At 66.8% G+C, this 26165-nt stretch carries 22 protein-coding genes; 16 read left to right on the forward strand and 6 right to left on the reverse strand.

The window, feature by feature from the left end:
* Positions 1 to 8: 8 nt before the first annotated feature.
* The 8 genes from QRN63_RS03320 to QRN63_RS03355 all read left to right on the forward strand — a co-directional run bounded on the left by QRN63_RS03320 (position 9) and on the right by QRN63_RS03355 (position 13090).
* A complete protein-coding gene (locus QRN63_RS03320; RefSeq protein WP_285029191.1) occupies positions 9 to 446 on the forward strand; it encodes an anthrone oxygenase family protein in 438 nt (145 codons plus the stop codon).
* Between the two features lie 125 nt (positions 447 to 571).
* On the forward strand, positions 572 to 1510 hold the full coding sequence (locus QRN63_RS03325; protein ID WP_285029192.1) for a methionyl-tRNA formyltransferase: 939 nt from the start codon (positions 572 to 574) through the stop codon (positions 1508 to 1510).
* 4 nt (positions 1511 to 1514) lie between these two features.
* Entirely contained in the window at positions 1515 to 2426 is a 912-nt protein-coding gene (locus QRN63_RS03330; RefSeq protein WP_285029193.1) for an ATP-grasp fold amidoligase family protein, read from the forward strand.
* 288 nt (positions 2427 to 2714) lie between these two features.
* Positions 2715 to 3245: a 50S ribosomal protein L10 gene (rplJ, locus tag QRN63_RS03335; protein ID WP_135356861.1), complete on the forward strand. Its 531-nt coding sequence runs from the start codon at positions 2715 to 2717 to the stop codon at positions 3243 to 3245.
* Positions 3246 to 3290: 45 nt separating this feature from the next.
* A complete protein-coding gene (gene rplL, locus QRN63_RS03340) occupies positions 3291 to 3677 on the forward strand; it encodes a 50S ribosomal protein L7/L12 (protein WP_138250490.1) in 387 nt (128 codons plus the stop codon).
* A 258-nt stretch (positions 3678 to 3935) separates the two neighbouring features.
* Positions 3936 to 4961, forward strand: a complete 1026-nt coding sequence (locus tag QRN63_RS03345) for an ABC transporter ATP-binding protein (RefSeq protein WP_267318913.1) — start codon at positions 3936 to 3938, stop codon at positions 4959 to 4961.
* Positions 4962 to 5569: 608 nt separating this feature from the next.
* On the forward strand, positions 5570 to 9073 hold the full coding sequence (rpoB, locus tag QRN63_RS03350; RefSeq protein WP_267318914.1) for a DNA-directed RNA polymerase subunit beta: 3504 nt from the start codon (positions 5570 to 5572) through the stop codon (positions 9071 to 9073).
* A gap of 60 nt (positions 9074 to 9133) precedes the next feature.
* The gene (locus tag QRN63_RS03355; protein WP_267318915.1) at positions 9134 to 13090 is read left to right on the forward strand and encodes a DNA-directed RNA polymerase subunit beta'; all 3957 of its coding nucleotides are present in this window, start codon (positions 9134 to 9136) and stop codon (positions 13088 to 13090) included.
* Between the two features lie 79 nt (positions 13091 to 13169).
* Here QRN63_RS03355 and QRN63_RS03360 read toward each other — a convergent pair whose 3' ends face one another.
* The 4 genes from QRN63_RS03360 to QRN63_RS03375 all read right to left on the reverse strand — a co-directional run bounded on the left by QRN63_RS03360 (position 13170) and on the right by QRN63_RS03375 (position 16778).
* On the reverse strand, positions 13170 to 14069 hold the full coding sequence (locus QRN63_RS03360; RefSeq protein ID WP_285029684.1) for a type IV toxin-antitoxin system AbiEi family antitoxin: 900 nt from the start codon (positions 14067 to 14069) through the stop codon (positions 13170 to 13172).
* A gap of 123 nt (positions 14070 to 14192) precedes the next feature.
* On the reverse strand, positions 14193 to 15209 hold the full coding sequence (locus QRN63_RS03365) for an NAD(P)/FAD-dependent oxidoreductase (protein ID WP_285029195.1): 1017 nt from the start codon (positions 15207 to 15209) through the stop codon (positions 14193 to 14195).
* Positions 15206 to 15715, reverse strand: a complete 510-nt coding sequence (locus QRN63_RS03370; protein WP_285029196.1) for an isoprenylcysteine carboxyl methyltransferase family protein — start codon at positions 15713 to 15715, stop codon at positions 15206 to 15208. The genes QRN63_RS03365 and QRN63_RS03370 overlap by 4 nt, the downstream gene beginning before the upstream one ends.
* Before the next feature lie 4 nt (positions 15716 to 15719).
* Positions 15720 to 16778 (reverse strand): type III polyketide synthase, encoded by a 1059-nt coding sequence (locus tag QRN63_RS03375; RefSeq protein WP_285029197.1) that lies wholly within the window; start codon positions 16776 to 16778, stop codon positions 15720 to 15722.
* 73 nt (positions 16779 to 16851) lie between these two features.
* Between QRN63_RS03375 and QRN63_RS03380 the strand changes: the two genes are divergently transcribed.
* From QRN63_RS03380 to QRN63_RS03405, 6 genes are all read left to right on the forward strand, one after another.
* Positions 16852 to 17601, forward strand: a complete 750-nt coding sequence (locus QRN63_RS03380) for a deoxyribonuclease IV (RefSeq protein ID WP_267318919.1) — start codon at positions 16852 to 16854, stop codon at positions 17599 to 17601.
* A gap of 31 nt (positions 17602 to 17632) precedes the next feature.
* Complete coding sequence (locus QRN63_RS03385) at positions 17633 to 19045, forward strand: amino acid permease (RefSeq protein ID WP_267318920.1); 1413 nt, start codon at positions 17633 to 17635, stop codon at positions 19043 to 19045.
* Positions 19046 to 19096: 51 nt separating this feature from the next.
* On the forward strand, positions 19097 to 20719 hold the full coding sequence (locus QRN63_RS03390; protein WP_285029198.1) for an acyl-CoA dehydrogenase family protein: 1623 nt from the start codon (positions 19097 to 19099) through the stop codon (positions 20717 to 20719).
* A gap of 104 nt (positions 20720 to 20823) precedes the next feature.
* Positions 20824 to 21741, forward strand: coding sequence for a crotonase/enoyl-CoA hydratase family protein (locus QRN63_RS03395; RefSeq protein ID WP_267319039.1), 918 nt, complete (start codon positions 20824 to 20826; stop codon positions 21739 to 21741).
* Between the two features lie 5 nt (positions 21742 to 21746).
* Entirely contained in the window at positions 21747 to 22472 is a 726-nt protein-coding gene (locus QRN63_RS03400; protein ID WP_267318922.1) for a PaaX family transcriptional regulator C-terminal domain-containing protein, read from the forward strand.
* The gene (locus QRN63_RS03405) at positions 22469 to 23233 is read left to right on the forward strand and encodes a crotonase/enoyl-CoA hydratase family protein (RefSeq protein ID WP_285029199.1); all 765 of its coding nucleotides are present in this window, start codon (positions 22469 to 22471) and stop codon (positions 23231 to 23233) included. The genes QRN63_RS03400 and QRN63_RS03405 overlap by 4 nt, the downstream gene beginning before the upstream one ends.
* Positions 23234 to 23236: 3 nt before the next feature.
* Here QRN63_RS03405 and QRN63_RS03410 read toward each other — a convergent pair whose 3' ends face one another.
* Both QRN63_RS03410 and QRN63_RS03415 read right to left on the reverse strand, forming a co-directional pair.
* Positions 23237 to 23668, reverse strand: a complete 432-nt coding sequence (locus QRN63_RS03410) for a DUF3060 domain-containing protein (RefSeq protein ID WP_285029200.1) — start codon at positions 23666 to 23668, stop codon at positions 23237 to 23239.
* Between the two features lie 48 nt (positions 23669 to 23716).
* Positions 23717 to 24040 (reverse strand): DUF3060 domain-containing protein, encoded by a 324-nt coding sequence (locus QRN63_RS03415; RefSeq protein ID WP_267319040.1) that lies wholly within the window; start codon positions 24038 to 24040, stop codon positions 23717 to 23719.
* 287 nt (positions 24041 to 24327) lie between these two features.
* On the opposite strand from QRN63_RS03415, the gene QRN63_RS03420 reads away from it, so the two are divergent.
* Together QRN63_RS03420 and QRN63_RS03425 are read left to right on the forward strand one after the other, a co-directional pair.
* Positions 24328 to 24969: a TetR/AcrR family transcriptional regulator gene (locus QRN63_RS03420; RefSeq protein WP_267318924.1), complete on the forward strand. Its 642-nt coding sequence runs from the start codon at positions 24328 to 24330 to the stop codon at positions 24967 to 24969.
* A gap of 15 nt (positions 24970 to 24984) precedes the next feature.
* Positions 24985 to 26121, forward strand: a complete 1137-nt coding sequence (locus tag QRN63_RS03425) for a SecDF P1 head subdomain-containing protein (RefSeq protein WP_285029201.1) — start codon at positions 24985 to 24987, stop codon at positions 26119 to 26121.
* Positions 26122 to 26165 lie beyond the last annotated feature (44 nt).

The following is a 26165-nucleotide window of genomic DNA, read 5'->3' on the forward strand; positions in this document are numbered from 1 at the left end:
TCGATGTCATGGAGCACATTGCGCAAGTTCTCACCGTGGTCGTCGTCGGCGCGCTCGTCGGCGTGGAGTTCGGGGTTGCCGCATTCACCAATCCGGTCCTGGAACGGCTGCCCGACGAGGCCTACCGCCAGGCGCGCGCCGCCGGTAGCCGGATCCTCGGCACGGTGATGCCGTTCTGGTACGCGGCCGCGGCCGCACTGCTGGTCGCTGACGCGGTACTCGCCCCCGCGACGGGCGCCATCGCCGCGGTGGTGTTGATGGCGGTGGTGATGGTGCTGACGCTGACGACCCTGGTCCCGATCAACAACCGCGTCGCGGCGTGGGCGGGTGCCGGTTCCGACGAGGCGCCGACGAGTCGGGACCTCGCCCGCCGCTGGGACCGGTTGCACTGGGTGCGGGTGGCGCTGCTGCTGGCGATATTCGTCCTCGTGGCGATGTCCGGATGACGCGGGGCGGCCGTGCTCACAGGTAGCTCACAATTTTAGGTAAGACTTAGCTAAGTTGATCTTGATGGACGGTCGGTGAACATCGCTCCGATCGGCAGCGGAATCAGACTTAGTGAGGTAGTGGCATGCGCGTCGTCTTCTTCGGTTTCCAGACGTGGGGGGTCAAGACGCTGCAAGCGCTGATCGATCTGGGACACGACGTCCCGCTCGTCGTGACGCACCCGACCAGCACGGAGTCGTACAAGGCGATCTTCTCGGACTCGGTCGAGGAACTTGCCATGACGCACGACATTCCGGTGCACCTGACCATGCGGGCCGACCACGAGACCATCGACCTGGTCAAGCGCTCCGAACCCGACGTCATCGTCGTCAACAGCTGGTACACGCGGATGACGGAGGAGCTCTACGACCTGCCGACGTACGGCACCTTGAACCTGCACGACTCCCTGCTGCCGAAGGGCACCGGCTTCTCGCCGGTCATCTGGTCGCTGATCAGCGGTGAATCGCACATCGGCCTGACGATCCACCGCATGAACGCCGAGCTCGACGCCGGCGACATCCTGGTCCAGCGCTCGATGTCCATCGGGCCCGACGACACCGGCACCGAGCTCGTGATGCGCGGCATCGACCTGATTCCCGGCGCGCTCGACGAGGCGCTGACCGCGCTGGAAGCCGGCACCGTCCAGTGGCGGCCGCAGGACAAGGCCGAGCGGACCTATTTCCACAAGCGCGCCGAACGCGACAGCCTCATCGACTGGAGTTGGCCGGCCGACGATCTGGAGCGCCTCGTCCGCGCGCTGTCGGACCCCTACCCGCCCGCGTTCACCTTCTACGGCGGTGAGCGGATCGAGGTGCTCGCGGCCAAGGTGTCCGAAATCCGCTATGGCGGCACCCCCGGCCGCGTCATCGTGCAGGAGGGCGGCGGCGCGGTGGTGTGCGGGCCGAACGCCCACCGCGGGGGGAACCGCGGCCTGGTCATCACCCGGCTCCGCACGGCTGACGGGGTCGAGCACGACGGAACGGAGTTCTTCCGCCGCGGCGGCTACCTCACCAGCGAGGCGTGAACCCGTGCCGCTGCTGACATATATCGCGACGCCGCCGTGGCTCATGTCCATCCGTCGCCGGATGCTCGCGCTGATTCCGGTCCGATTCCTGCGCCACGTCCTCTATCTGTTGATGATTCGCAAGCCGGGCAACTTCCGCGAGCCGGCGACCTTCAACGAAAAGGTGAACTGGCGCATCTTCCACGATCGCCGGGACCGGATCGTGCGGGCCTGCGACAAGATGTGGATGAAGGAGATGGCCCGCGCGGCGTATCCCGGCGCCGACCTCCGGATCCCCGCCACGTACTGGTCCGGTACCGATCTGCGGGACGCGCCGGACCTGGCGTCCCTGCCGCCCTGGGTGCTCAAGCCCAATGCCAGCAGCGGACGGGCGCTGTTCGGCCCTGAGCCGCAGACCGACCTGACGGCCCTGCGGGACCAGACCAGAAGCTGGTTCCAGGAGACGCCGCTGGAGCTCGGCGAGTGGGGCTACAGCGAAGCCCGCCCGTTGTTGCTGCTCGAGGAACGCATCCCGACCCCGGACGGCGAAGCGCCCGTCGACTACAAGTTCTTCGTCTTCGACGGCCGTGTCGAGCTCATCCAGGTGAACCGCGGCCGGTTCGGGAAGAAGCAGACCACCACATTCCTGGACGCCGGCTGGCGCCAACTGCCGGTGCGGTGGCGCATCCATCCCGTCGCCGTCGAAGAACGCCCGCTCGAGCTGGACAAGATGCTGGAGATCGCGAGCGTGCTGGGCGCCGACTGGGATTTCATCCGCGTCGACCTCTATGCCGTCGACGGCGACGTGTGGTTCGGCGAGTACACGCCCTATCCCGGTACCGGCATGCTGCGGTACGAGCCGATGAGCTTCGACCTCGAGCAGGGCCGGCAGTGGCGGCTGCCGACACCGGACCAGGTGCGCCGCGGGCAGCCGTAGCCCCGCCGCGTCTGTTGCCGTTTTGGCTGATCGGCAAGCCATCGGCTACTCTTGTCCAGTTCCACCGAAGACCGTCGGTCACCGATGAGCCGCTTGCGCGAAGAGTAAGCAGCTCGGCAATCGGTTGAAGGTCCAGGCAACGCCTGGCGGCCCACGCAGGAGGACGAGGTTTCCAGAGTTTTGATTCTGCGCGCCCCGACCTTTCTGTGTCGGGGCGCTTTGCATTTCCAGGGCCGCAATCCCCGGCAGTCTCCAGTGGGCCGATGAATACACCACAAGGAGGCATGTATGGCCACGGCTGATAAAGCCACTGCGGTCGCTGACATCGCCGAACAGTTCAAGGCCTCGACGGCCACTGTCGTGACCGAGTACCGCGGTCTGACGGTTGCCAATCTCGCCGAGCTGCGTCGTTCCCTCGGTGCTTCGACGACCTACACGGTCGCCAAGAACACCCTGGTCAAGCGCGCCGCCTCGGAGGCCGGGATCGAAGGCCTCGACGACCTGTTCGCAGGTCCGACCGCCATCGCGTTCATCACCGGCGAGCCGGTCGATGCCGCGAAGGCACTCAAGAAGTTCGCGAAGGATCACAAGCAGCTCGTCATCAAGGGCGGCTACATGGACGGCGCTGCGCTGTCCGTGGCCCAGGTCGAGAAGATCGCCGACCTCGAGTCGCGCGAAGTGCTGCTGTCCAAGCTGGCCGGCGCCCTCAAGGCGAAGCAGTCCCAGGCCGCGGCGCTGTTCGTTGCGCCCGCGTCCCAGGTTGCGCGCCTGGCGGCCGCTCTGCAGGACAAGAAGGCCGCCGAAGACTCGGCTGCCTGACCAACCCCACCACCACCCATAAAGAACTAAGGAAGGACCATTCACATGGCCAAGCTGTCCACCGAAGAACTGCTCGACGCGTTCAAGGAAATGACCCTGCTGGAGCTCTCGGAGTTCGTGAAGCAGTTCGAGGAGACCTTCGACGTCACCGCCGCCGCTCCGGTCGCCGTTGCCGCCGCTGGTGCCGCTCCGGCCGCCGCTGAGGCCGCCGAAGAGCAGTCCGAGTTCGACGTCATCCTCGAGGGTGCCGGCGACAAGAAGATCGGCGTCATCAAGGTCGTCCGCGAGATCGTTTCCGGCCTGGGCCTGAAGGAAGCCAAGGACCTGGTCGACGGCGCCCCCAAGCCGCTGCTGGAGAAGGTCTCGAAGGAGGCCGCCGAGGACGCCAAGGCCAAGCTCGAGGCCGCCGGCGCTTCGGTGTCCGTCAAGTAAGTTCGCCAGAACTGACGTTTTCCCCCGGAGTCCATCACGGACTCCGGGGGATTTCGCTTTTCAGGGATATAAATCGGGGCATTTCGGACCGTCCGGGGGACCATGGGGGAGTTGGCTCCGCACCCATCGGGGTGACTTTTCGGCGGGCCGTCCGATAGTTGGAACAAGGTGCAACAGCTCCCTATCGATGCGCTACAGTGACTCAAGCCACAGGCAGGGCAGCAAATGGCGCGCGAGCGCTGGCGGAAGGGATCTCATATGGGCGTCCAAATCGACGTAACGGGACTGAGTAAGTCCTTTGGCTCGTCGAAGATCTGGGAAGACGTCACTTTGACCATCCCCGCCGGCGAGGTCAGCGTCATGCTGGGCCCGTCCGGTACCGGTAAGTCGGTGTTCCTGAAATCGCTGATCGGCCTGCTGCGCCCCGAGCGCGGCTCGATCGTCATCGACGGCACCAACATCATCGAGTGCTCGGCCAAGGAGCTCTACGAGATCCGCACCCTGTTCGGTGTGCTGTTCCAGGACGGCGCGCTGTTCGGCTCGATGAACATCTACGACAACACGGCCTTCCCGCTGCGCGAGCACACCAAGAAGTCCGAGTCCGAGATCCGCAAGATCGTCATGGAGAAGCTGGACGTCGTGGGTATGCCCAACGACGGTCACAAGTTCCCGGGCGAAATCTCCGGTGGTATGCGCAAGCGCGCCGGCCTGGCCCGCGCCCTCGTGCTCGACCCCAAGATCATCCTGGTCGACGAGCCGGACTCCGGTCTGGACCCAGTCCGTACCGCCTACCTGTCCCAGCTGCTGATCGACATCAACGCCCAGATCGACGCCACGGTCCTGATCGTGACGCACAACATCAACATCGTGCGTACGGTGCCGGACAACATCGGCATGCTCTACCGCAAGCACCTGGTCATGTTCGGCCCCCGCGAGGTGCTGCTGACCAGTGAGGAGCCCGCGGTCAAGCAGTTCCTCAACGGTCGTCGTATCGGCCCCATCGGTATGTCCGAGGAGAAGGACGCCGCGACCGCGGCCGCCGAGCAGGCCGCGATCGACGCCGGTCACTCCGACGGTGGTGTGGAGGAGATCGAGGGTGTGCCGCCGCAGATCGAGGTGACCCCGGGAATGCCGGTCCGCCAGGCGGTGGCCCGCCGTCAGGCTCGCGTGCGCTCGATCCTCCACACCTTGCCGCCCGCCGCGCAGGCCGCCATCCTCGAGGACCTCAACAAGAGCGGCCGCGGCGCAGACGACCCGGTGACCGCTCAGATTCCGCGGGCCTGATCCGCAGAACCAGAGAAATCGCGCCCGGGCTGATACCAGCCCGGGCGCGATTTGTTTCGGCGAGCGTGCGCACAGACCGCGAAATCTCCACTCCGCGGGCGCTGAGGGCGCACTCGAGGGGTTCCGAGGGCGTAGGCGGTCGGTGATCTTGGTCACGGCGCATCCGCCGGCGGCGCCGTGCGGGTGGCGCCGCGGCGCCTGCTGCGTCACGATGAGAGCGCCCCGGTTCGCGATTTACCGGCAAAACTCCACACCAAACACCGTGGCAAGTCTTGACTGACGCCCGCAAACGGGCCAATCTGTTGGGCAGCATGTATTCGAGGGTTTTGTTAATGGGTTCAGACGCCAGCCAGCGTTATCCGTTAAAACTCTCTCCAGGCATGCCGTGGTTGAGGAATGCGCCGTCCTACGCTAATGTTGGACGTTGCGCTGGCTGCATCCTGCCCACCTCACCCGCACCTGACACCTTCTAGCCTGAGTCTTTCTCAGTGATCTAGACGCGTGCCCTGTGTCTTGTAAGGCCCGGACTGTGAGAACGCCAGCCGGACCGACACAGATAGAGCGGCATTTCGGACCGGTTTCGACCGGCACTGGAGTGGTCGCATCAGGTGCTGGAAGGACGCATCTTGGCAGTCTCTCGCGAGAGCAAGTCAGTAGATTCCAACAACTCCGTCCCAGGAGCGCCGAACCGAGTTTCGTTCGCCAAGCTGCGCGAACCGCTTGAGGTTCCGGGCCTGCTCGACGTGCAGACGGATTCCTTCGAGTGGCTGATCGGCTCGGACCGCTGGCGCTCGAAGGCAGTCGATCGCGGTGACATCAACCCGGTCGGTGGCCTCGAAGAGGTCCTCGCCGAGCTGTCGCCGATCGAGGACTTCGCCGGCACCCTGTCGCTGAGCTTCTCGGACCCGCGCTTCGACGAGGTCAAGGCTCCGGTCGACGAGTGCAAGGAAAAGGACCAGACGTACGCGGCCCCGCTGTTCGTCACGGCTGAGTTCATCAACAACACCACCGGCGAGATCAAGAGCCAGACGGTCTTCATGGGTGACTTCCCGATGATGACCGAAAAGGGCACCTTCATCATCAACGGCACCGAGCGCGTCGTCGTGTCGCAGCTCGTCCGTTCGCCCGGTGTGTACTTCGACGAGTCCATCGACAAGGCCACCGAGAAGACCCTGCACAGCGTCAAGGTCATCCCGGGCCGTGGCGCCTGGCTGGAGTTCGACGTCGACAAGCGCGACACCGTCGGTGTCCGCATCGACCGCAAGCGCCGTCAGCCCGTCACCGTGCTGCTGAAGGCACTCGGCTGGACCAACGAGCAGATCCGCGAGCGCTTCGGCTTCTCCGAGATCATGATGGGCACCCTCGAGAAGGACCCGACCGCCGGTCCCGACGAGGCCCTGCTGGACATCTACCGGAAGCTGCGCCCGGGCGAGCCGCCGACCAAGGAGTCGGCGCAGACCCTGCTGGAGAACCTGTTCTTCAAGGAGAAGCGCTACGACCTGGCCCGCGTGGGCCGGTACAAGGTCAACAAGAAGCTGGGCCTGCACGACGGCAACCCGGCCCAGGTGACCGCGACGACGCTGACCGAAGAGGACATCGTCGCCACCATCGAGTACCTGGTGCGCCTGCACGACGGTGACAAGACCATGACCGCCCCCGGCGGCGTGGAGGTCCCCGTCGAGGTCGACGACATCGACCACTTCGGCAACCGTCGTCTGCGCACCGTGGGCGAGCTGATCCAGAACCAGATCCGGGTCGGCCTGTCGCGGATGGAGCGCGTCGTCCGCGAGCGCATGACCACGCAGGACGTCGAGGCGATCACCCCGCAGACCCTGATCAACATCCGTCCCGTCGTGGCGGCGATCAAGGAGTTCTTCGGCACGTCGCAGCTGTCGCAGTTCATGGACCAGAACAACCCGCTGTCGGGTCTGACCCACAAGCGTCGTCTGTCGGCGCTGGGCCCCGGTGGTCTGTCCCGTGAGCGCGCCGGCCTCGAGGTCCGCGACGTCCACTCGTCGCACTACGGCCGCATGTGCCCCATCGAGACCCCGGAAGGCCCGAACATCGGCCTGATCGGTTCGCTCTCGGTGTACGCACGGGTGAACCCGTTCGGCTTCATCGAGACCCCGTACCGCAAGGTCGTCGACGGCATCGTCACCGATCAGATCGACTACCTGACCGCCGACGAGGAGGACCGCCACGTCGTGGCGCAGGCCAACTCGCCGCTGGACGCGAACGGCCACTTCACCGAGGAGAAGATCCTCGTCCGTCGTAAGGGCGGCGAGGTCGAGTTCGTCTCGGCGAACGACGTCGACTACATGGACGTCTCGCCGCGCCAGATGGTGTCGGTCGCGACCGCGATGATCCCGTTCCTCGAGCACGACGACGCCAACCGCGCCCTCATGGGTGCGAACATGCAGCGTCAGGCGGTTCCGCTGGTGCGCAGCGAGGCCCCGCTGGTCGGTACCGGCATGGAATTGCGTGCCGCCATCGACGCCGGTGACGTCGTCGTCGCCGACAAGTCGGGTGTCATCGAAGAGGTGTCCGCCGACTACGTCACCGTCATGGCTGACGACGGCTCGCGGCACACCTACCGGATGCGCAAGTTCAACCGCTCGAACCACGGCACGTGCGCCAACCAGCGCCCGATCGTGGACTCGGGGCAGCGCGTCGAGGCCGGCCAGGTCATCGCCGACGGTCCCTGCACCGAGAACGGTGAGATGGCCCTCGGTAAGAACCTGCTCGTGGCAGTCATGCCGTGGGAAGGCCACAACTACGAGGACGCCATCATCCTGAGCCAGCGGCTCGTGGAGCAGGACGTGCTCACCTCGATCCACATCGAGGAGCACGAGATCGATGCCCGCGACACCAAGCTGGGCGCCGAGGAGATCACCCGGGACATCCCGAACGTCTCCGACGAGGTGCTGGCTGACCTCGACGAGCGCGGCATCGTCCGCATCGGCGCCGAGGTCCGCGATGGCGACATCCTGGTCGGCAAGGTCACCCCGAAGGGTGAGACCGAGCTGACGCCGGAAGAGCGCCTGCTGCGTGCCATCTTCGGTGAGAAGGCCCGTGAGGTCCGCGACACCTCGCTGAAGGTGCCGCACGGTGAGTCCGGCAAGGTCATCGGTGTCCGCGTGTTCTCGCGCGAGGACGACGACGATCTGCCTGCCGGTGTCAACGAGCTGGTCCGCGTCTACGTGGCCCAGAAGCGCAAGATCTCCGACGGTGACAAGCTCGCCGGCCGCCACGGCAACAAGGGCGTCATCGGCAAGATTCTGCCGATCGAGGACATGCCGTTCATGCCTGATGGCACCCCGGTGGACATCATCCTGAACACGCACGGTGTGCCGCGTCGTATGAACATCGGCCAGATTCTGGAAACCCACCTCGGGTGGGTCGCCAAGGCCGGCTGGAACATCGAGGGCGATCCGGAGTGGGCGCGGAACCTGCCTGAGGGCATGCACAGCGCCCCGCGCGACAGCATCGTCGCCACCCCGGTGTTCGACGGTGCCCGCGAGAACGAGCTGCAGGGCCTGCTGGGCGCGACGCTGCCGAACCGCGACGGTGACGTCATGGTCGACGCGGACGGCAAGTCGCAGCTGTTCGACGGTCGTTCGGGTGAGCCGTTCCCGTACCCGGTCACGGTCGGTTACATGTACATCCTGAAGCTGCACCACTTGGTCGACGACAAGATTCACGCGCGTTCGACCGGCCCGTACTCGATGATCACCCAGCAGCCGCTCGGTGGTAAGGCGCAGTTCGGTGGCCAGCGGTTCGGTGAGATGGAGTGCTGGGCCATGCAGGCCTACGGTGCGGCGTACACGCTGCAGGAGCTGCTGACCATCAAGTCCGACGACACCGTCGGTCGCGTGAAGGTCTACGAGGCGATCGTCAAGGGCGAGAACATCCCCGAGCCGGGCATCCCGGAGTCGTTCAAGGTTCTGCTCAAGGAACTCCAGTCGCTGTGCCTCAACGTCGAGGTGCTGTCTTCGGACGGCGCCGCGATCGAGATGCGCGACAGCGATGACGAGGACCTCGAGCGCACCGCCGCGAACCTCGGTATCAACCTGTCGCGGAACGAATCCGCGTCTGTTGAAGACCTCGCCTAAACCGTCCGCCCGTAGTCAGCTTTTTCTGATTCATACACCCGCAAGGGGAAAGGGAGTTACGTGCTAGACGTCAACTTCTTCGATGAACTCCGCATTGGCCTGGCCACCGCGGAAGACATCCGTAATTGGTCGTACGGCGAGGTCAAGAAGCCGGAGACCATCAACTACCGCACGCTCAAGCCGGAAAAGGACGGCCTGTTCTGCGAGAAGATCTTCGGACCGACTCGCGACTGGGAGTGCTACTGCGGTAAGTACAAGCGCGTCCGCTTCAAGGGCATCGTCTGCGAGCGCTGTGGCGTCGAGGTGACTCGCGCCAAGGTGCGTCGTGAGCGCATGGGCCACATCGAGCTGGCCGCGCCGGTCACCCACATCTGGTACTTCAAGGGCGTTCCGTCGCGTTTGGGCTACCTGCTGGACCTGGCCCCGAAGGATCTGGAAAAGATCATCTACTTCGCGGCCTACGTCATCACTTCGGTCGACACCGAGATGCGGCACAACGAGCTGTCCACGCTCGAGGCCGAGATGGTCGTCGAGAAGAAGGCCGTCGAGGATCAGCGCGATCTGGACCTGGCCGAGCGCGCACAGAAGCTCGAGCAGGACCTGGCCGAGCTGGAGAAGGAAGGCGCCAAGTCCGACGTCCGCCGCAAGGTGCGCGACGGTGGCGAGCGCGAGATGCGTCAGCTTCGCGACCGGGCCCAGCGTGAGCTGGACCGGCTCGACGAAATCTGGACCACCTTCACCAAGCTGGCCCCGAAGCAGCTCATCGTCGACGAGGTGCTGTACCGCGAGCTGCAGGACCGCTACGGCGAGTACTTCACCGGTGCCATGGGTGCCGAGTCGATCAAGAAGCTCATCGAGACCTTCGACATCGACGCCGAGGCCGAGTCGCTGCGCGACACCATCAAGAACGGCAAGGGCCAGAAGAAGCTGCGCGCCCTCAAGCGTCTGAAGGTCGTCGCCGCGTTCCAGCAGTCCGGCAACTCGCCCATGGGCATGGTGCTCGACGCCGTTCCGGTGATCCCGCCGGAGCTGCGCCCGATGGTCCAGCTGGACGGTGGCCGCTTCGCGACCTCCGACCTGAACGACCTGTACCGCCGCGTCATCAACCGCAACAACCGGTTGAAGCGACTGATCGACCTCGGCGCGCCCGAGATCATCGTCAACAACGAGAAGCGCATGCTGCAGGAGTCTGTGGACGCGCTGTTCGACAACGGCCGTCGTGGCCGGCCCGTCACGGGTCCGGGCAACCGTCCGCTCAAGTCGCTGTCCGATCTGCTCAAGGGCAAGCAGGGCCGCTTCCGTCAGAACCTGCTGGGCAAGCGCGTCGACTACTCGGGCCGTTCGGTCATCGTGGTCGGCCCGCAGCTCAAGCTGCACCAGTGTGGTCTGCCGAAGCTGATGGCCCTCGAGCTGTTCAAGCCGTTCGTGATGAAGCGTCTGGTCGACCTGAACCACGCGCAGAACATCAAGAGCGCCAAGCGCATGGTCGAGCGTCAGCGTCCCCAGGTGTGGGATGTCCTCGAAGAGGTCATCTCCGAGCACCCGGTGCTGCTGAACCGTGCACCTACGCTGCACCGCCTGGGTATCCAGGCCTTCGAGCCGCAGCTGGTCGAAGGCAAGGCCATCCAGCTGCACCCGCTGGTGTGTGAGGCGTTCAACGCCGACTTCGACGGTGACCAGATGGCCGTGCACCTTCCGCTGTCGGCGGAGGCGCAGGCCGAGGCACGCATCCTGATGCTGTCGTCGAACAACATCCTGTCGCCGGCGTCGGGCCGTCCGCTCGCCATGCCGCGTCTGGACATGGTGACCGGTCTGTACTTCCTGACCACCGAAATCCCCGGGGACACCGGCGAGTTCGTGGCCGCCACGAAGGACAGCGCCGAGCAGGGCGTCTACAGCAGCCCGGCCGAGGCCATCATGGCCATGGACCGCGGTGCGCTGTCGGTGCGCGCGAAGATCAAGGTCCGCCTGACGCACCTGCGTCCGCCGGCCGAGATCGAGGCCCAGCTGTTCGAGAACGGCTGGAAGCCGGGCGACGCGTGGACCGCGGAGACCACCCTGGGTCGCGTGCTCTTCAACGAGCTGCTGCCGAAGGGCTACCCGTTCGTCGACAAGCAGATGCACAAGAAGGTCCAGGCGGCGATCATCAACGATCTCGCCGAGCGCTACCCGATGATCGTCGTGGCGCAGACCGTCGACAAGCTGAAGGATGCCGGTTTCCACTGGGCGACCCGCTCGGGCGTGACGGTCTCGATGGCCGACGTTCTGGTGCCGCCGCAGAAGCAGGAGATTCTGGAGCGCTACGAGGGCCAGGCCGACGCGATCGAGAAGAAGTACCAGCGCGGTGGTCTGAACCACGACGAGCGCAACGAGTCGCTGGTCAAGATCTGGCAGCAGGCCACGGAAGAGGTCGGTAAGGCGCTGGAGGACTACTACCCGGCGGACAACCCGATCATCACGATCGTGAAGTCGGGCGCCACGGGTAACCTCACCCAGACGCGCACCCTGGCCGGCATGAAGGGTCTGGTGACGAACCCGAAGGGTGAGTTCATCCCGCGGCCCATCAAGTCGTCCTTCCGCGAGGGCCTGACGGTGTTGGAGTACTTCATCAACACCCACGGTGCTCGTAAGGGTCTGGCCGACACCGCTCTGCGTACCGCCGACTCGGGCTACCTGACCCGTCGTCTGGTCGACGTGTCGCAGGACGTCATCGTCCGTGAGACCGACTGTGAGACCGAGCGCGGCGTCATGGTCACGCTGGCCGAGGTTCAGGCCGACGGTTCGCTGGTGCGCGACGCCCACGTCGAGACGTCCGCCTACGCGCGGACCCTGGCAACCGATGCGGTCGACGCGAACGGCAACGTCATCGTCGAGCGTGGTCACGATCTCGGTGACCCGGCGATCGAGGCCCTGCTGGCCGCGGGCATCACCAACGTCAAGGTGCGTTCGGTGCTGACCTGTGCCACCGGCACCGGTGTTTGTGCCAAGTGCTACGGCCGCAGCATGGCCACCGGCAAGCTGGTCGACATCGGCGAGGCCGTCGGTATCGTCGCCGCCCAGTCGATCGGTGAGCCCGGCACCCAGCTGACGATGCGTACCTTCCACCAGGGTGGTGTTACCGGTGGCGCCGACATCGTCGGTGGTCTGCCGCGCGTGCAGGAGCTGTTCGAGGCCCGCGTGCCCCGCAACGTCGCTCCGATCGCCGACGTGGCCGGCCGGGTGCAGCTGGAGGAGGACGACAAGTTCTACAAGATCACCATCGTTCCCGACGATGGTGGCGAGGAAGTCGTCTACGACAAGCTGCCGCGTCGTAACCGCCGCCTGCGCGTCTTCAAGCACGACGACGGCACCGAGCGCCTGCTGGCCGATGGTGACCACGTCGAGGTCGGCCAGCAGCTCATGGAGGGTTCGGCGAACCCCCACGAGGTGCTCCGCGTCCAGGGCCCCCGCGAGGTGCAGATTCACCTCGTCAAGGAGGTCCAGGAGGTCTACCGCGCACAGGGTGTGTCGATCCACGACAAGCACATCGAGGTCATCGTTCGCCAGATGCTGCGTCGCGTGACGATCATCGACTCGGGCTCGACGGAGTTCCTGCCCGGTTCGCTGACCGAGCGCAGCGAGTTCGAGACCGAGAACCGTCGCGTCGTGGCCGAGGGCGGCGAGCCCGCGGCCGGACGTCCGGTGCTGATGGGTATCACGAAGGCATCGCTGGCCACGGACTCGTGGCTGTCGGCGGCGTCGTTCCAGGAGACCACGCGCGTGCTGACCGATGCGGCCATCAATTGCCGTAGCGACAAGCTGCAGGGTCTGAAGGAGAACGTGATCATCGGTAAGTTGATCCCGGCTGGTACGGGCATCAACCGGTACCGCAACATCCAGGTCCAGCCGACCGAGGAAGCCCGCGCTGCGGCGTACACGATCCCGTCCTACGAGGATCAGTACTACAGCCCGGACTTCGGTCAGGCCACTGGTGCTGCCGTGCCGCTGGATGACTACGGCTACAGCGACTACCGCTAGTCGCTAGCGGGATCACCTTTCCCGCGAACAGACGTGAAAACCCCCAAGACCTTCGGGTTTTGGGGGTTTTCACGTCTGTTCACCCCGCGAGTAGTGCGGTGTCCAGGTGGTGTCGGATTCGCGCACACAATTCCGCTGGATACCGCCGAACGTCTTCGATCACTGCCGGGATAGACACCCAACCACATTCGTGCAGGCGCGCCGTCTTCATCCGGTCGTGCTTGAAGGCCTCCGGGTTGGCGTGCCAGTCGACACTGTCGTACTCGGCAGCCACTCGGTAGTCGGGCCAGGCGAAATCGACTCTCCACAGTTGTCCGTGGCGATCTACGATCTCGTGCTGCAATTCCGGGGTCGGCAGTCCCCAGTCCATGAAGACCAGCCGCATCTCGGACTCCATCGGCGACTCGGCCCGGCCGTCAGCGTGGGCCAACAGTTCACGCACTTTGACGACGCCACGTCGTCCGGACTGTTCACGAAGCGCGGCGTCGAGTTCGGCCCGCGAACAGGAGCCACTTCGGAGCGCCGCATCGAGCGTTGCCAACACCCTCGGCCGCCTCAACGTCCTAGCCACCTCGACGGCGGTCCAGGCCGGCGCTGTCGCCAGCCGGCCGTCGACGCGTTGTAGGGGCGCACCAATCCTCTGATGAACCATCAGCTCACGCATGGGTCGAACACGAACGCCCGGATCCAGGATGTGGAGCCGCTCGTCTGGCTCGGTGGCGAATCCATAGGCTTCAGCGGCTGTGTGCATACACATGACGATCTCTTTGCCGCAGGCAACATCCAGCGCAGCCAGGCGCTGGGCTCGGTCGGGCGTCTGCAACGCATAAACGCCACGACGCACCCGAATCAGCCGCCCGGCGCGGACTTGGACTTCAACGGCCTTCGGCGACAAGACAGTCAGCAATTGCTGTTTGGCCACCACGCCACCATTTGCCGCAAATAGCGCGTGCAGATCGTCAACCCCCACATGCCGCATGGTTGCGGACCGGGCGGCAAAGTGGAATGCCCGAGCGCCGGAGCCTGTGGATAACTTGGCGAGCAGACGTGAAAACCCCCAAATGTGGCGATTTTTGGGGGTTTTCACGTCTGCTCGCGGGGATCAATTCGCCAGCAGGTTCACGGCCGCACCGAATACGCGCGGCAGTGCCGCGGCGGCGGGCACGATGCGGGACCGCACGGCCGGGACGGCGCCGGCGCGCACCAGCGCCTCGGTCAACAGTCGGTAGCGGCGGGTCAGGGCGCGCCAGCGGCGGTCGTACTCGTCGACCCGGTCGTGGACGACGCAGTCGACCAGCGCCTCGGCGGCGCTGAACGACAACCCGAGTCCTTCACCGGTCAATGCGTCGACATAGCCGGCGGCGTCGCCGACCAGCAGCACCCGGCCGGCAACCCGGGTACGCACCTGCTGCCGCAGCGGCCCGGCTGCCAGGTCGGGCCCGAAGTGATGTCCTTCGACGCGCTGTCGCAGTTCGTCGAACGCCGCGAACTTGGCTTCGAAGCCCCCGCGACCGGCGGACAGGATCGCGATGCCGACGCAGTCGTCGGCCACCGGCGTCACGTACGCCTCGGCCTCGGGGCTCCAGTGCACCTCGACGTGGTCGGTCCACGGCGCCATCTGGATGTGCCTGCGGATACCCCAGCGGCGCGGGCCGGTCGCCGGTCGTCCCAGCCCGAGGTCACGGCGGATCGTCGAGTGCAGCCCGTCGGCCGCCACCAGATGGCGGGCCTCGATCCCCGCCGCACAGACGCCACGAGCGTCCTGCGTGATCTCGCCTGCCGCGGCGTGGACGAACTTCACCCCGGCGGCGCGGGCCGCGTCGGACATCGCCGCGTGCAGCGTCGTCCGGCGGATCCCGCGGCCCACGCCGCCCCGGAACGGTGCCTCGACCCGCGTCGTGCCCGCGTGATAGCTGATCCCGCGCAGCGTCGGGCCGGGCGCCGTCACGCCGAGCCGGTCGAGTTGGACAAGGGAGTGCGGCATCAGGCCCTCGCCGCAGGCCTTGTCGAGCGTGCCCGGCCGGCGCTCGATGACGACGGTCTTCAGACCCGCGCGCGCCGCATGCAGTGACGTCGCGAGTCCCGCCGGACCGCCGCCGATCACCAGCAGGTCGATCACGACAGGCTCGCCAGCGCGGTGTTCTCGACGCGCAGCCGGATGCGCAGCAGCACCGCATTGAGCACGGTGAACACCGTGGCCGTCAGCCACGCGGTGTGCACCAGGGGCAGCGCAATTCCCTCGGCCACCACCGCCACGTAGTTGGGGTGCGACAGCCACCGGTACGGACCGGCGACGACCCGCGCCGCACCCGGGATGACGATGACGCGGGTGTTCCACTGCGGGCCGAGCGTGCCGATGCACCACCACCGCAGGGCCTGCGACGCCAGCACCACGGCGAGCATGGGCCAGCCGAGCGCGGGGAGGAACGGGCGGTCCAGCAGGGCGGGTTCGAGTACACACCCCGCGAGCAGCCCGACGTGCAGCACCACCATGGCCGGGTAGTGGCCGAAGCCGTGCTCGGTGCCGCCGCGCGCCAGCGACCACGCCAGGTTCCGTTTGGAGACGACGAGCTCGACGAGGCGTTCGACCGCGACGGCCGCGATCAGCGTCAGGTACCAGGCCACGCGATCAGCGCCACCGCAGCAGGACGAGTTCAGAGCAGAACCCCGGTCCCATCGCCATCATCAACCCGAAACTCCCCGCGGGCGGGCGCTTGGCGATGGTGTCGTGCAGGACGTGCAGCACCGAGGCCGATGAGAGGTTGCCGACCTCGGCCAGCGAGCGCCATGTCAGCTCGAGGGCGTCGTCGGGCAGGCCGAGCGTGGTGGTGATCGCCTCGATCACCTTGGGGCCGCCGGGATGGCTGACCCAGGTGCGGATGTCGGCGGTCTCGAGGCCGTGCGCGGCGAGGAAGCCGGAGACGTCGTCGCCGAGGTAGGTCTCGACGACTTTCGGCACGTCGGGGGAGAGCACCAGGCGGAAGCCGCTCGAGTCGATGTCCCAGCCCATCGTCCGTTCCGAGTCGGGGTAGAGGTGGCTGCGGGAATCGAGCACTTCCGGCCCCATCGCGTCGATGGTCGCGGCGCGCCGGTCTCCGACCATGACGACGGCGCCGGCGCCGTCACCGAATAGACTGGAGCCGACGACGGTCGCCATCGAGGGTTGGGTCTTGGGCATCAGCGAGCAGAGCTCGACGGCCAGCAGTACCGCAACGGCGTCGGGCGCTCCGCGCAGGTAGTCGTTGACCCGCGCCACCCCGGCGGCGCCGGCGACACAACCCAGGCCGAACAGCGGCACCCGCCGAACGTCGGGCCGCAATCCGATCCGGCCGGCGATGCGGGCATCGAGTGTCGGCACCGCCACCCCGGTCACGGTGGTGGTGTAGATGATGTCGACGTCGGCGGGTGTCAGCCCGGCATCGTCCAGGGCGCCGAGGATCGCGGCGCAGCCGAGTGTCACGGCGTGTTCGATGAAGACGTCGTTGGCGCGGCCGAAGTCCGTCAGATCCGGATAGTCCGCCAGCGGCAGCACCGTGTGGCGGGTTTCGACCCTCGCGCTGCGGTGGAGTTTGCGGATCGCGTCCTCGTGCTCGCGGTAGCCGGGCAGCTCCAGCAGCGCATCGGTGATTTGTTCCTGGGTGTATCGGTGGGGCGGCAGTTCGCTACGGACACTTGCGATTACGCTCATGTTCCCTCCTCTGCCCAGACCACGAGATCGAGGCGTGCCGGGTTCACCGCCGCTACGAACTAGGCTGGGCCACATGCTGATTGGTTCTCACGTCGACAACACCGATCCACTGGCCGCGGCCGCTGCCGACGGTGCCGATGTGGTGCAGTTCTTCCTGGGCAACCCGCAGAGCTGGAAGAAGCCCGCGCCGCGCGAGGACGCCGAGGTGCTGCGGGCGTCCACGGTGCCGCTCTACGTGCACGCGCCGTACCTGATCAACGTCGCGTCGGCCAACAACAAGGTGCGCATCCCGTCGCGCAAAATCCTGCAGGACACGTGCGACGCCGCATCCGAGATCGGTGCGACGGCCGTGATCGTGCACGGCGGGCATGCCGACGACAACGACATGGAAGCCGGCTTCGAGCGGTGGGTGAAGGCGCTCGACGCGCTCAAGACCGACATGCCGGTGTACCTGGAGAACACCGCCGGCGGTGATCACGCCATGGCGCGGCACTTCGACACCATCGCCCGGCTGTGGGACCGCATCGGCGACAAGGGCATCGGTTTCTGCCTGGACACCTGCCACGCCTGGGCGGCCGGCGAGGCGCTCGTCGACGCGGTGGAGCGCATCAAGTCCATCACCGGGCGGATCGATCTGGTGCACTGCAACGACTCCCGCGACGCCGCCGGTTCGGGGGCCGACCGGCACGCCAACTTCGGTTCGGGCCAGATCGACCCGCAGTTGCTGGCAGCGGTGGTGCGCGCCGCGGACGCTCCGGTCATCTGCGAGACGTCCGAGGACGGTCGCAAAGACGACATCGCGTTCCTCCGCGACAATGTTTAGTCACCGCCGCCAATTGTGATAGACACCACGGGTGCGAGACGCCAACACTGAGGTAGCAGAGACACCCGACGCCGGTTACGAGCGTGGTCTGTCCGCCAGAACCGTGCAGATGATCGCGATCGGCGGGGCCATCGGTACCGGTCTGTTCTACGGCGCCGGCGGGGCCATCGAGAAGGCCGGCCCCGCGCTGATCCTGGCGTACCTGCTCGCCGGTCTGGCGGTTTTCGTCATCATGCGGGCGCTCGGTGAGTTGCTGGTGTACCGCCCGGTGTCGGGCAGCATCTCGGAGTACGCCGAGGAGTTCATGGGCCGGTTCGCCGGGTTCGCGAACGGGTGGACGTACTGGGCGGTGTGGGCGACGACGTGCATGGCCGAGATCACCGTGGCCGGCAAGTACGTGCAGTACTGGCCGTGGGGTCATGACGTCCCGCAGTGGGTGACGGCGCTGGTCGTCCTCGTGGTGTTGTTCGTCGCGAACCTGATCTCGGTGAAGATCTTCGGTGAGGCCGAGTTCTGGTTCTCGATGATCAAGGTGACCGCGATCATCGGCATGATCATCATCGGCATCGGTGTGCTGCTGCCGATCGCCGGATTCGGCCCGGCCACCGGTCCGAGCCTGACCAACCTGTGGAACGACGGCGGCTTCTTCCCGACGGGCTTCAGCTCGGCATTGCTGAGCCTGCAGATCGTGGTGTTCGCCTACGTCGGTGTCGAGCTCGTCGGTGTCACCGCGGGTGAGGCCGAGAACCCCAAGGTGACGCTGCGCAAGGCCATCAACACGCTGCCCTTCCGCATCGGCCTGTTCTACGTCGGCGCCCTGATCGTCATCCTGTCGATCCAGGGCTGGCGGCACTACCACGCCGGCCAGAGCCCGTTCGTCGCGGTGTTCCAATACCTCAACATCCCGGCGGCCGCGGGCATCGTGAACTTCATCCTGCTGACGGCGGCGCTGTCGTCGTGCAACTCGGGTATCTACTCGACGGGCCGCATGGTGCGGAGCCTCGCCCAGCGCGGCGATGCCCCGGCCGGTCTGCAGACACTCAGCAGCCGGCACGTGCCGATGCTCGCCATCTGCTTCTCGGCCCTGACCATGGGCGTCGGCGTCCTGGTGAACTACCTGTCGCCCGACAAGGCGTTCGCGTACATCACCTCGGTGTCGACGATCGGCATCATCTTCGTGTGGGGCTCGATCCTGGTGTCGCACTTCATCTATCGCCAGCGGGTCGCCGCGGGCGTGTTGCCGGCGTCGGACTACCGCCTGCCAGGCGCGCCGTACACGACGTTCCTGGCGCTCGGCTTCCTGGCGCTGGTCGTCGTGCTGCTGTTCTTCACCGACGACGGGCGGACCGCCATCCTGGTGGGTGCCATCTGGTTCGTCATCGTGACGCTGGGTTACTTCGTGCACCGCGGCGATCGCGCCACCGAGGTCGTGACGCGCCACTAGCCGCTATATACAGTTCTTGTGCGACTGTCGTGAAAGTGTAATAGTGGGGACATGGGTGATACGCATGTCGTCACGAACCAGGTTCCGCCACTCGAGAACTACAACCCCGCCACCTTCCCGGCGCTCGCCGAGGCACTGATTCGCGAAGGCGGGGACTGGGGCGTCGACGAGGTCCACGAGGTCGGCGCGCTCGGCGGGAGCCGGCTGGCGCAGCGCTGGGGTGAGCTGGCGGACCGCAACGTCCCGATCCTGCACACGCACGACCGGTACGGGCACCGCGTCGACGAGGTCGAGTACGACCCCGCCTACCACCAGCTGATGAACGCCGCCGTGACGCACGGCCTGCACGGCGCACCATGGGCCGACGACCGTCCCGGCGCCCACGTCGTCCGCGCGGCGAAGATGTCGGCCTGGACCCCCGAGCCCGGCCACGTCTGCCCGATCTCGATGACCTACGCCGTCGTCCCGGCGCTGCGGTTCAACCCCGACCTGTCCAAGGTCTACGAACCGCTGCTGACCAGCCGCGTTTACGACCCCGAGCTGAAAGTGCCTGCCACCAAAGCGGGTATCACCGCGGGCATGTCGATGACCGAGAAGCAGGGCGGCTCCGACGTGCGCGCCGGCACCACGCAGGCCACGCCCAACGGCGACGGCACCTACTCGCTGCGCGGCCACAAGTGGTTCACCTCGGCGCCGATGGGCGACGTGTTCCTCGTTCTGGCGCAGGCGCCCGGTGGGCTGTCGTGCTTCTTCCTGCCCCGCGTCCTGCCCGACGGAACCCGCAACCGCATGTTCATCCAGCGGCTCAAGGACAAGCTCGGCAATCACGCCAACGCCTCCAGTGAGATCGAATACGACGGCGCGACGGTGTGGTTGGTCGGCGAGGAGGGCCGCGGTGTGCCGACCATCATCGAGATGGTCAACCTGACCCGCCTGGACTGCACACTCGGCAGCGCCACCAGCATGCGCACCGGCCTGACGCAGGCCGTGCACCACGCGCAGCACCGGAAGGCGTTCGGCGCCTACCTGATCGACCAGCCGCTGATGCGCAACGTGCTCGCCGACATGGCCGTCGAGGCCGAGGCCGCCACGATGCTGGCGATGCGGATGGCGGGTGCCACCGACCGCGCCGTCCGCGGCGACGAGCGCGAAAGCCTGTTCCGCCGGATCGGTCTGGCCGCGGCCAAGTACTGGGTGTGCAAGCGCGCGACGCCGCACGCCGCGGAGGCCATGGAGTGCTTCGGCGGCAATGGCTACGCCGAGGAATCCGGCATGCCGCGGCTGTACCGCGAGGCCCCGCTGATGGGCATCTGGGAGGGCTCGGGCAACGTCAGCGCGCTGGATACCCTGCGCGCCATGGCCACCAAGCCCGAGTGCGTCGAGGTGCTGTTCGACGAACTGACGCAGGCGCAGGACCCCCGGCTGGACGCCCATGTGAACGCGTTGAAGGCGCAGCTCACCGATCCGCAGACCCTCGAATACCGGGGACGCAAAGTGGCCGAGGACATCTCGCTGGCGCTGCAGGGCGCGCTGCTGGTGCGGCACGGTCACCCCGCGGTGGCCGAGGCGTTCCTCGTCAGCCGTCTCGACCGCCAGTGGGGCGGCGCATTCGGCACGCTGCCGACGGGCCTCGACCTGGCGCCCATCATCGAACGCGCCCTCGTCAAGGGCTGATTTGTACATCCGAGCTGGGGGCACCTCCCACTTGTGGGGGAACGCAAAACTGTCCCAAAACCGCGGTTTTCGACAGTTTTGCGTCTGCTGGCGGGAAGGCTGAGCTGGTGGATTTCGACAATCTGAAGACCATGACCTACGAGGTCGCCGACCGCGTCGCCCGGATCACGTTCAACCGTCCGGAGAAGGGCAACTCGATCGTCGCGGACACGCCGCTGGAGTTGGCGGCCTGCGTCGAGCGGGCCGACCTCGATCCGAACGTGCACGTCATCCTGGTGTCCGGCCGGGGCGAAGGCTTCTGTGCCGGTTTCGATCTGAGCGCGTACGCCGACGGCACCGGGGCCGCCGGCGGAGCTGAGCACCAGGGCACGGTGCTGGACGGCAAGACGCAGGCCGTCAACCACCTGCCGAATCAGCCCTGGGATCCGATGATCGACTACCAGATGATGAGCCGGTTCGTCCGTGGCTTCTCCAGCCTGATGCACTGCGACAAGCCGACCGTGGTGAAGATCCACGGCTACTGCGTGGCCGGTGGCACTGACATCGCATTGCACGCCGATCAGGTGATCGCGGCGTCCGACGCCAAGATCGGCTACCCGCCGATGCGGGTGTGGGGCGTGCCGGCGGGCGGGTTGTGGGCCCACCGGCTGGGTGACCAGCGCGCGAAACGCCTGCTGTTCACGGGCGATTGCATCACCGGGGCGCAGGCCGCCGAATGGGGTTTGGCGGTCGAGGCGCCGGAGCCCGAGGACCTGGATGAACGCACCGAGCGGCTCGTCGCGCGCATCGCGGCCATGCCGGTCAACCAGCTGATCATGGCGAAGCTCGCGTGCAACACCTCGCTGCTGCAGCAGGGGATTGCGACCAGCAGGATGGTCAGCACGGTGTTCGACGGCATCGCGCGGCACACGCCCGAGGGGCATGCCTTCGTCGCCGACGCTGTCGAGCACGGCTTCCGGCAGGCGGTGCGGCACCGCGACGATCCGTTCGGTGATGCAGGCCGGGTGGCCTCCGGGGTCTGACGGCCATGCCTGATCTGAAGCGGATGACCGCCCGGTCGGTGGTGCTCAGCGTTCTGCTGGGTGCCCACCCGGCGTGGGCGTCCGCGGCTGAGTTGGTCCGGCTCACTTCGGATTTCGACATCAAGGAGCAGACGCTGCGGGTGGCGCTGACGCGGATGGTCAGCGCCGGCGACCTGGTGCGCTCGGCCGACGGCTACCGCCTTGCCGACCGCCTGCTGGCGCGGCAACGACGGCAGGATGCCGCCATCGACCCGAAAACCCGGCCATGGCGCGGCGAGTGGACGACGGTCGTCATCACCACCGTCGGCGCCGATGCCCGGACCCGGGCCGAGCTGCGAAATGACCTGCTGCAGAACAGGTTCGGTGAGCTCCGCGAGGGTTTGTGGCTGCGCCCGGCCAATCTGGACACGCATTTTCCGGCAGAGATCACGGCGAACGCCCGCCTCCTGACCAGCCGGGACGACGACCCCGCCGGCCTGGCCGCCCTGCTGTGGGACCTGCCCGCCTGGGCCGCCACCGCACGGCAATTGCTCGACGAAATCGGCTCGGCGCCAGACATCCCCGGTCGGTTCGTGGCCGCGGCCGCGATCGTCCGGCACCTGCTGGCCGACCCCGTACTACCTGCAGACCTGCTCCCGCGCGACTGGCCCGGCGAGCAGCTACGGCAGGCCTACGCAGACTTCGCCGCCGAACTGGTGGCGCGGCGCGACGAACCGATGGAGGCATCATGACCGAACCCGTGCGCGTCGAGAAGAACGGACCGGTGACGACGGTCATCATCGACCGGCCCGGCGCCCGCAATGCCGTCAACGGGCCGACGGCAGCCGCGCTGTACCAGGCGTTCGACGAGTTCGACCGCGACGACTCCGCCGCCGTCGCGGTGCTGTGGGGCGCCGACGGAACCTTCTGTGCCGGCGCAGATCTCAAGGCGTTCGGCACCCCGGAGATGAATCAGACGCACCGCACGGGGCCGGGGCCGATGGGCCCGAGCCGGATGATCCTGTCCAAGCCGGTGATCGCCGCGGTCAGCGGCTACGCCGTCGCCGGGGGACTGGAGCTGGCGGTGTGGTGCGACCTGCGCGTCGTCGAGGAGGACGCGACCTTCGGCGTGTTCTGCCGGCGCTGGGGTGTCCCACTCATCGACGGTGGCACGGTCCGGTTGCCGCGGCTGATCGGACACAGCCGCGCCATGGACCTGATTCTCACCGGGCGTGCCGTCGATGCCGCCGAAGCACTGCAGATCGGTCTGGCCAACCGGGTCGTGCCGCACGGGCAGGCCCGGGAGAAGGCCGAAGAACTGGCCCATCAGCTGGCGGCGTTGCCGCAGTTGTGTCTGCGCGCCGACCGCATGTCCGCGCTGCGGCAGTGGGGCGAATCCGAGGAATCCGCAATGGATTTCGAGTTCGCCAGCCTGGTGCAGGTGGCCGAGGAGTCGCTCGCGGGCGCGCAGCGGTTCGCCGGCGGAGCAGGCCGGCACGGCGCGCAGGCCTGAGGGCTAACCCTTGGTGACGGTGTTGCCGGTCCCGGTGTTGGTGACCTTCGGTGACCCGTCCTTGTAGGTGACGGTGGCGTGCATGCCGACGACGTCGAGCTCCTGGTCGACCTTGTCGAACGTCACCTTGTTGTCGGTGCCGCCGATGTTGGCCTTCGCGCAGGTGCCCTTGACGGTCAGCGTGTTGTTGGCGCCGCCCACGGTCAGCGATTTGCCGGTGCCGCAATCGATTTCCCGGGTGGTGCCGACGGCGCTGTAATTGATGGTGTTGCCCACCTCGACCTGTGCCGTCGTCGGCGCGGCCGAGGTGCCTGCTGTGCCCGCGGCGCTCGAACTGTTGCCGCCCGATTTGCTGTCCTGCGAACCGCAGCCGGTCAGCACCAGAGCGGCAGTGGCGACGATGCCCGCGGCCATCGCGATTCGGTTGGGGTTCATTCGGTGTCCCTCCCAGTCGGCGTTACCGGCACCCGGAGCGGAACCCGGTCAGGGGATCTTGTTGAGCCGGTTGCCCAATCCCAGTTGGTGACCGACGTCGATGAGTGCCGGATCCCCATTGTGGAATATGACGGTCTGATTGAAGCCGTAAGCGGTGACGTCATTGACGATCGTGTCGGCGATGACGGTGTTGGACGAGCCCTGCACGGTGACGGCCCAGCAGGTGCCGAACGCGGTGACGGTGTTGCCGCTCCCGTTGACGAACAGGGTGCCGCCGTGGCAGTCCAGGGTCTGGGTGATGCCCGTGCCGACGATGTGGGTGTCGTCGTTGACCGCGGCGGCGTGGGGTGCACCGACGGCGAGTGGGACCATCAGCAGGCCGGCAACCAATGCGGTTCCCCACGCTTTGCGAATCACGATGGTCCCCTTCGTTCTGGGTCTGGCGATGACGTGCACCGGGGTGCGGTATCTGGGAGCCTACGTTGCGGGGTAGGTGCTGCGGAGGAGGTTGGTCCGTTCTGTGGGACTTGTCATGAGACGCGGTTACAAGATTCGCCCAAATGGCAACGTATCTGCAGCGTCCAGAGGTTAGAGTCATTAGTTAACTGGCTGCGCCGCGGCCGGTGGAACTCGAGATAGAACACCGGAGGATCGGGCAGATGGCACCTCGGCCAGAGTCGCAAGCCGTTGGGGATGCCCGACCGGCTGCGCCGGTGCGGTCGCGGGCGACGGCACGCGCCACCAAGCTCAGCCGGGACTCTATCGTCAGCGCGGCCCTGACGTTCCTGGACCGCGAGGGCTGGGATTCCCTGACCATCAACGCCCTGGCCAACCAGCTCGGCACCAAGGGCCCGTCGCTGTACAACCACGTGCAGAGCCTCGACGACCTGCGCCGCACTGTTCGGATGCGCGTCATCGACGACATCATCGGCATGCTCAATACCGTCGGCGAGGGCCGCAGCCGGGATGACGCCGTGATGGCCATGGCCAGCGCTTACCGCAGCTACGCCCATCACCACCCGGGCCGGTACTCGGCCTTCACCCGGATGCCGCTGGGTGGTGACGACCCCGAGTACACCGCGGCGACGCACGCGGCGGCCGGCCCGGTGATCGCCGTCCTGGCGTCCTATGGACTCGATGGGGAGAACGCCTTCTACGCGGCGCTGGAGTTCTGGTCGGCCCTGCACGGTTTCGTATTGCTGGAGATGACGGGCGTGATGGACGGTGTCGACACCGACGTGGTGTTCACCGACATGGTGGTACGGCTCGCACGAGGGATGAACGAGCGCGACTCGGCTTGATCAGGGGAGCGCGTGATGTCTGACGACCGCACCGGCTGGCAGCCGCCCCCACCGGGCTTCCTACCGCCGGGAACGCCACCGGGAATGCCACCCGCTTGGCCGCCGCAGCAGCCCGTGGCCGCGCAGTCCGGCGTGCCCCGGTGGCTCGTCGCCCTGGTGCTGGCGGTGCTGATCCTCAGCTATGGCGCGACGGTCTTTGTGACCAGGGACATCTGGCGTGCCGGCGAGCCCCGCCCGGTGGTCCACGCGACGGTCGAGATCGAGGCGCCACCTGGCACAGCGCCGGACGCCCTCGCGCAGACCCGCAAGGTCGTCGAATCCCGGATCGGCCACCTCGGTGGACACGACGTCGCGGTGGCGCTGGACGGGAACACCCTCAAGGTCAACGCCACCGACGTGACCGAGGCACAGCTGCGCGGCGTCACCGCCATCGGCCGCCTCTATATAAGGCCGGTCATCCACACGATTCCGGCGAAACCCGATTCGACGTATCCGGTGCGGGCCCCGGCGCCCCCGCAGGCGGCCGACAGCCAGCGCATCGCCGACGAAAAGGCGCTGCGGCAGAGCACCCAGCCCCAGATTCAGGTGTTGTCACTGCAGTTCCAGGCCACGCGCTGCGGTCAGCCGGACGCGCTCGCCGACCATGACGACCCCACGCTGCCGCTCGTCACCTGCTCCGACGACGGTAAGCAGGTATATCTGCTGGACAAGTCGATCATCAGCGGCGACCAGATCAAGGACGCGTCGGCCCGGCAGGGCGGGCAACGCGGCGACTTCGTCGTCTTCGTCACCTTCGACGACAAGGCCGCCGATGTGTGGTCGACATTCACCGCGGCCAACACCGGCGCCCGGACCGCCTTCACGGTCGATACCCAGGTCGTCAGCGCGCCGGCGCTGCTGGAACCCATCACCACCGGGCGCACCCAGATCCACGGGCAGTTCACCGCTGATTCGGCGAAGTCGTTCGCCGCGGTGGTGGCCGGCGGCGCCCTGCCGCTGCCGATATCGGTACAGTCGGTACAGGTGGATCAGCTCGCTCCGGCATTCTGGTCGGTATCGCGAATCGCAGTGGTCGGTGGCGGGGTGGTGGTGATCTTCGCGGTCATCCTCGGAGTGGTTGTGATGACCCGATGGGGGCCGCGCCACCGATAAGGTGTTGATCACGCTCCCGGCTGCACCGCTCTGACCTGCGGTTT

This window comes from Mycolicibacterium sp. lyk4-40-TYG-92 (genome assembly GCF_030209435.1).
Classification (GTDB): domain Bacteria; phylum Actinomycetota; class Actinomycetes; order Mycobacteriales; family Mycobacteriaceae; genus Mycobacterium.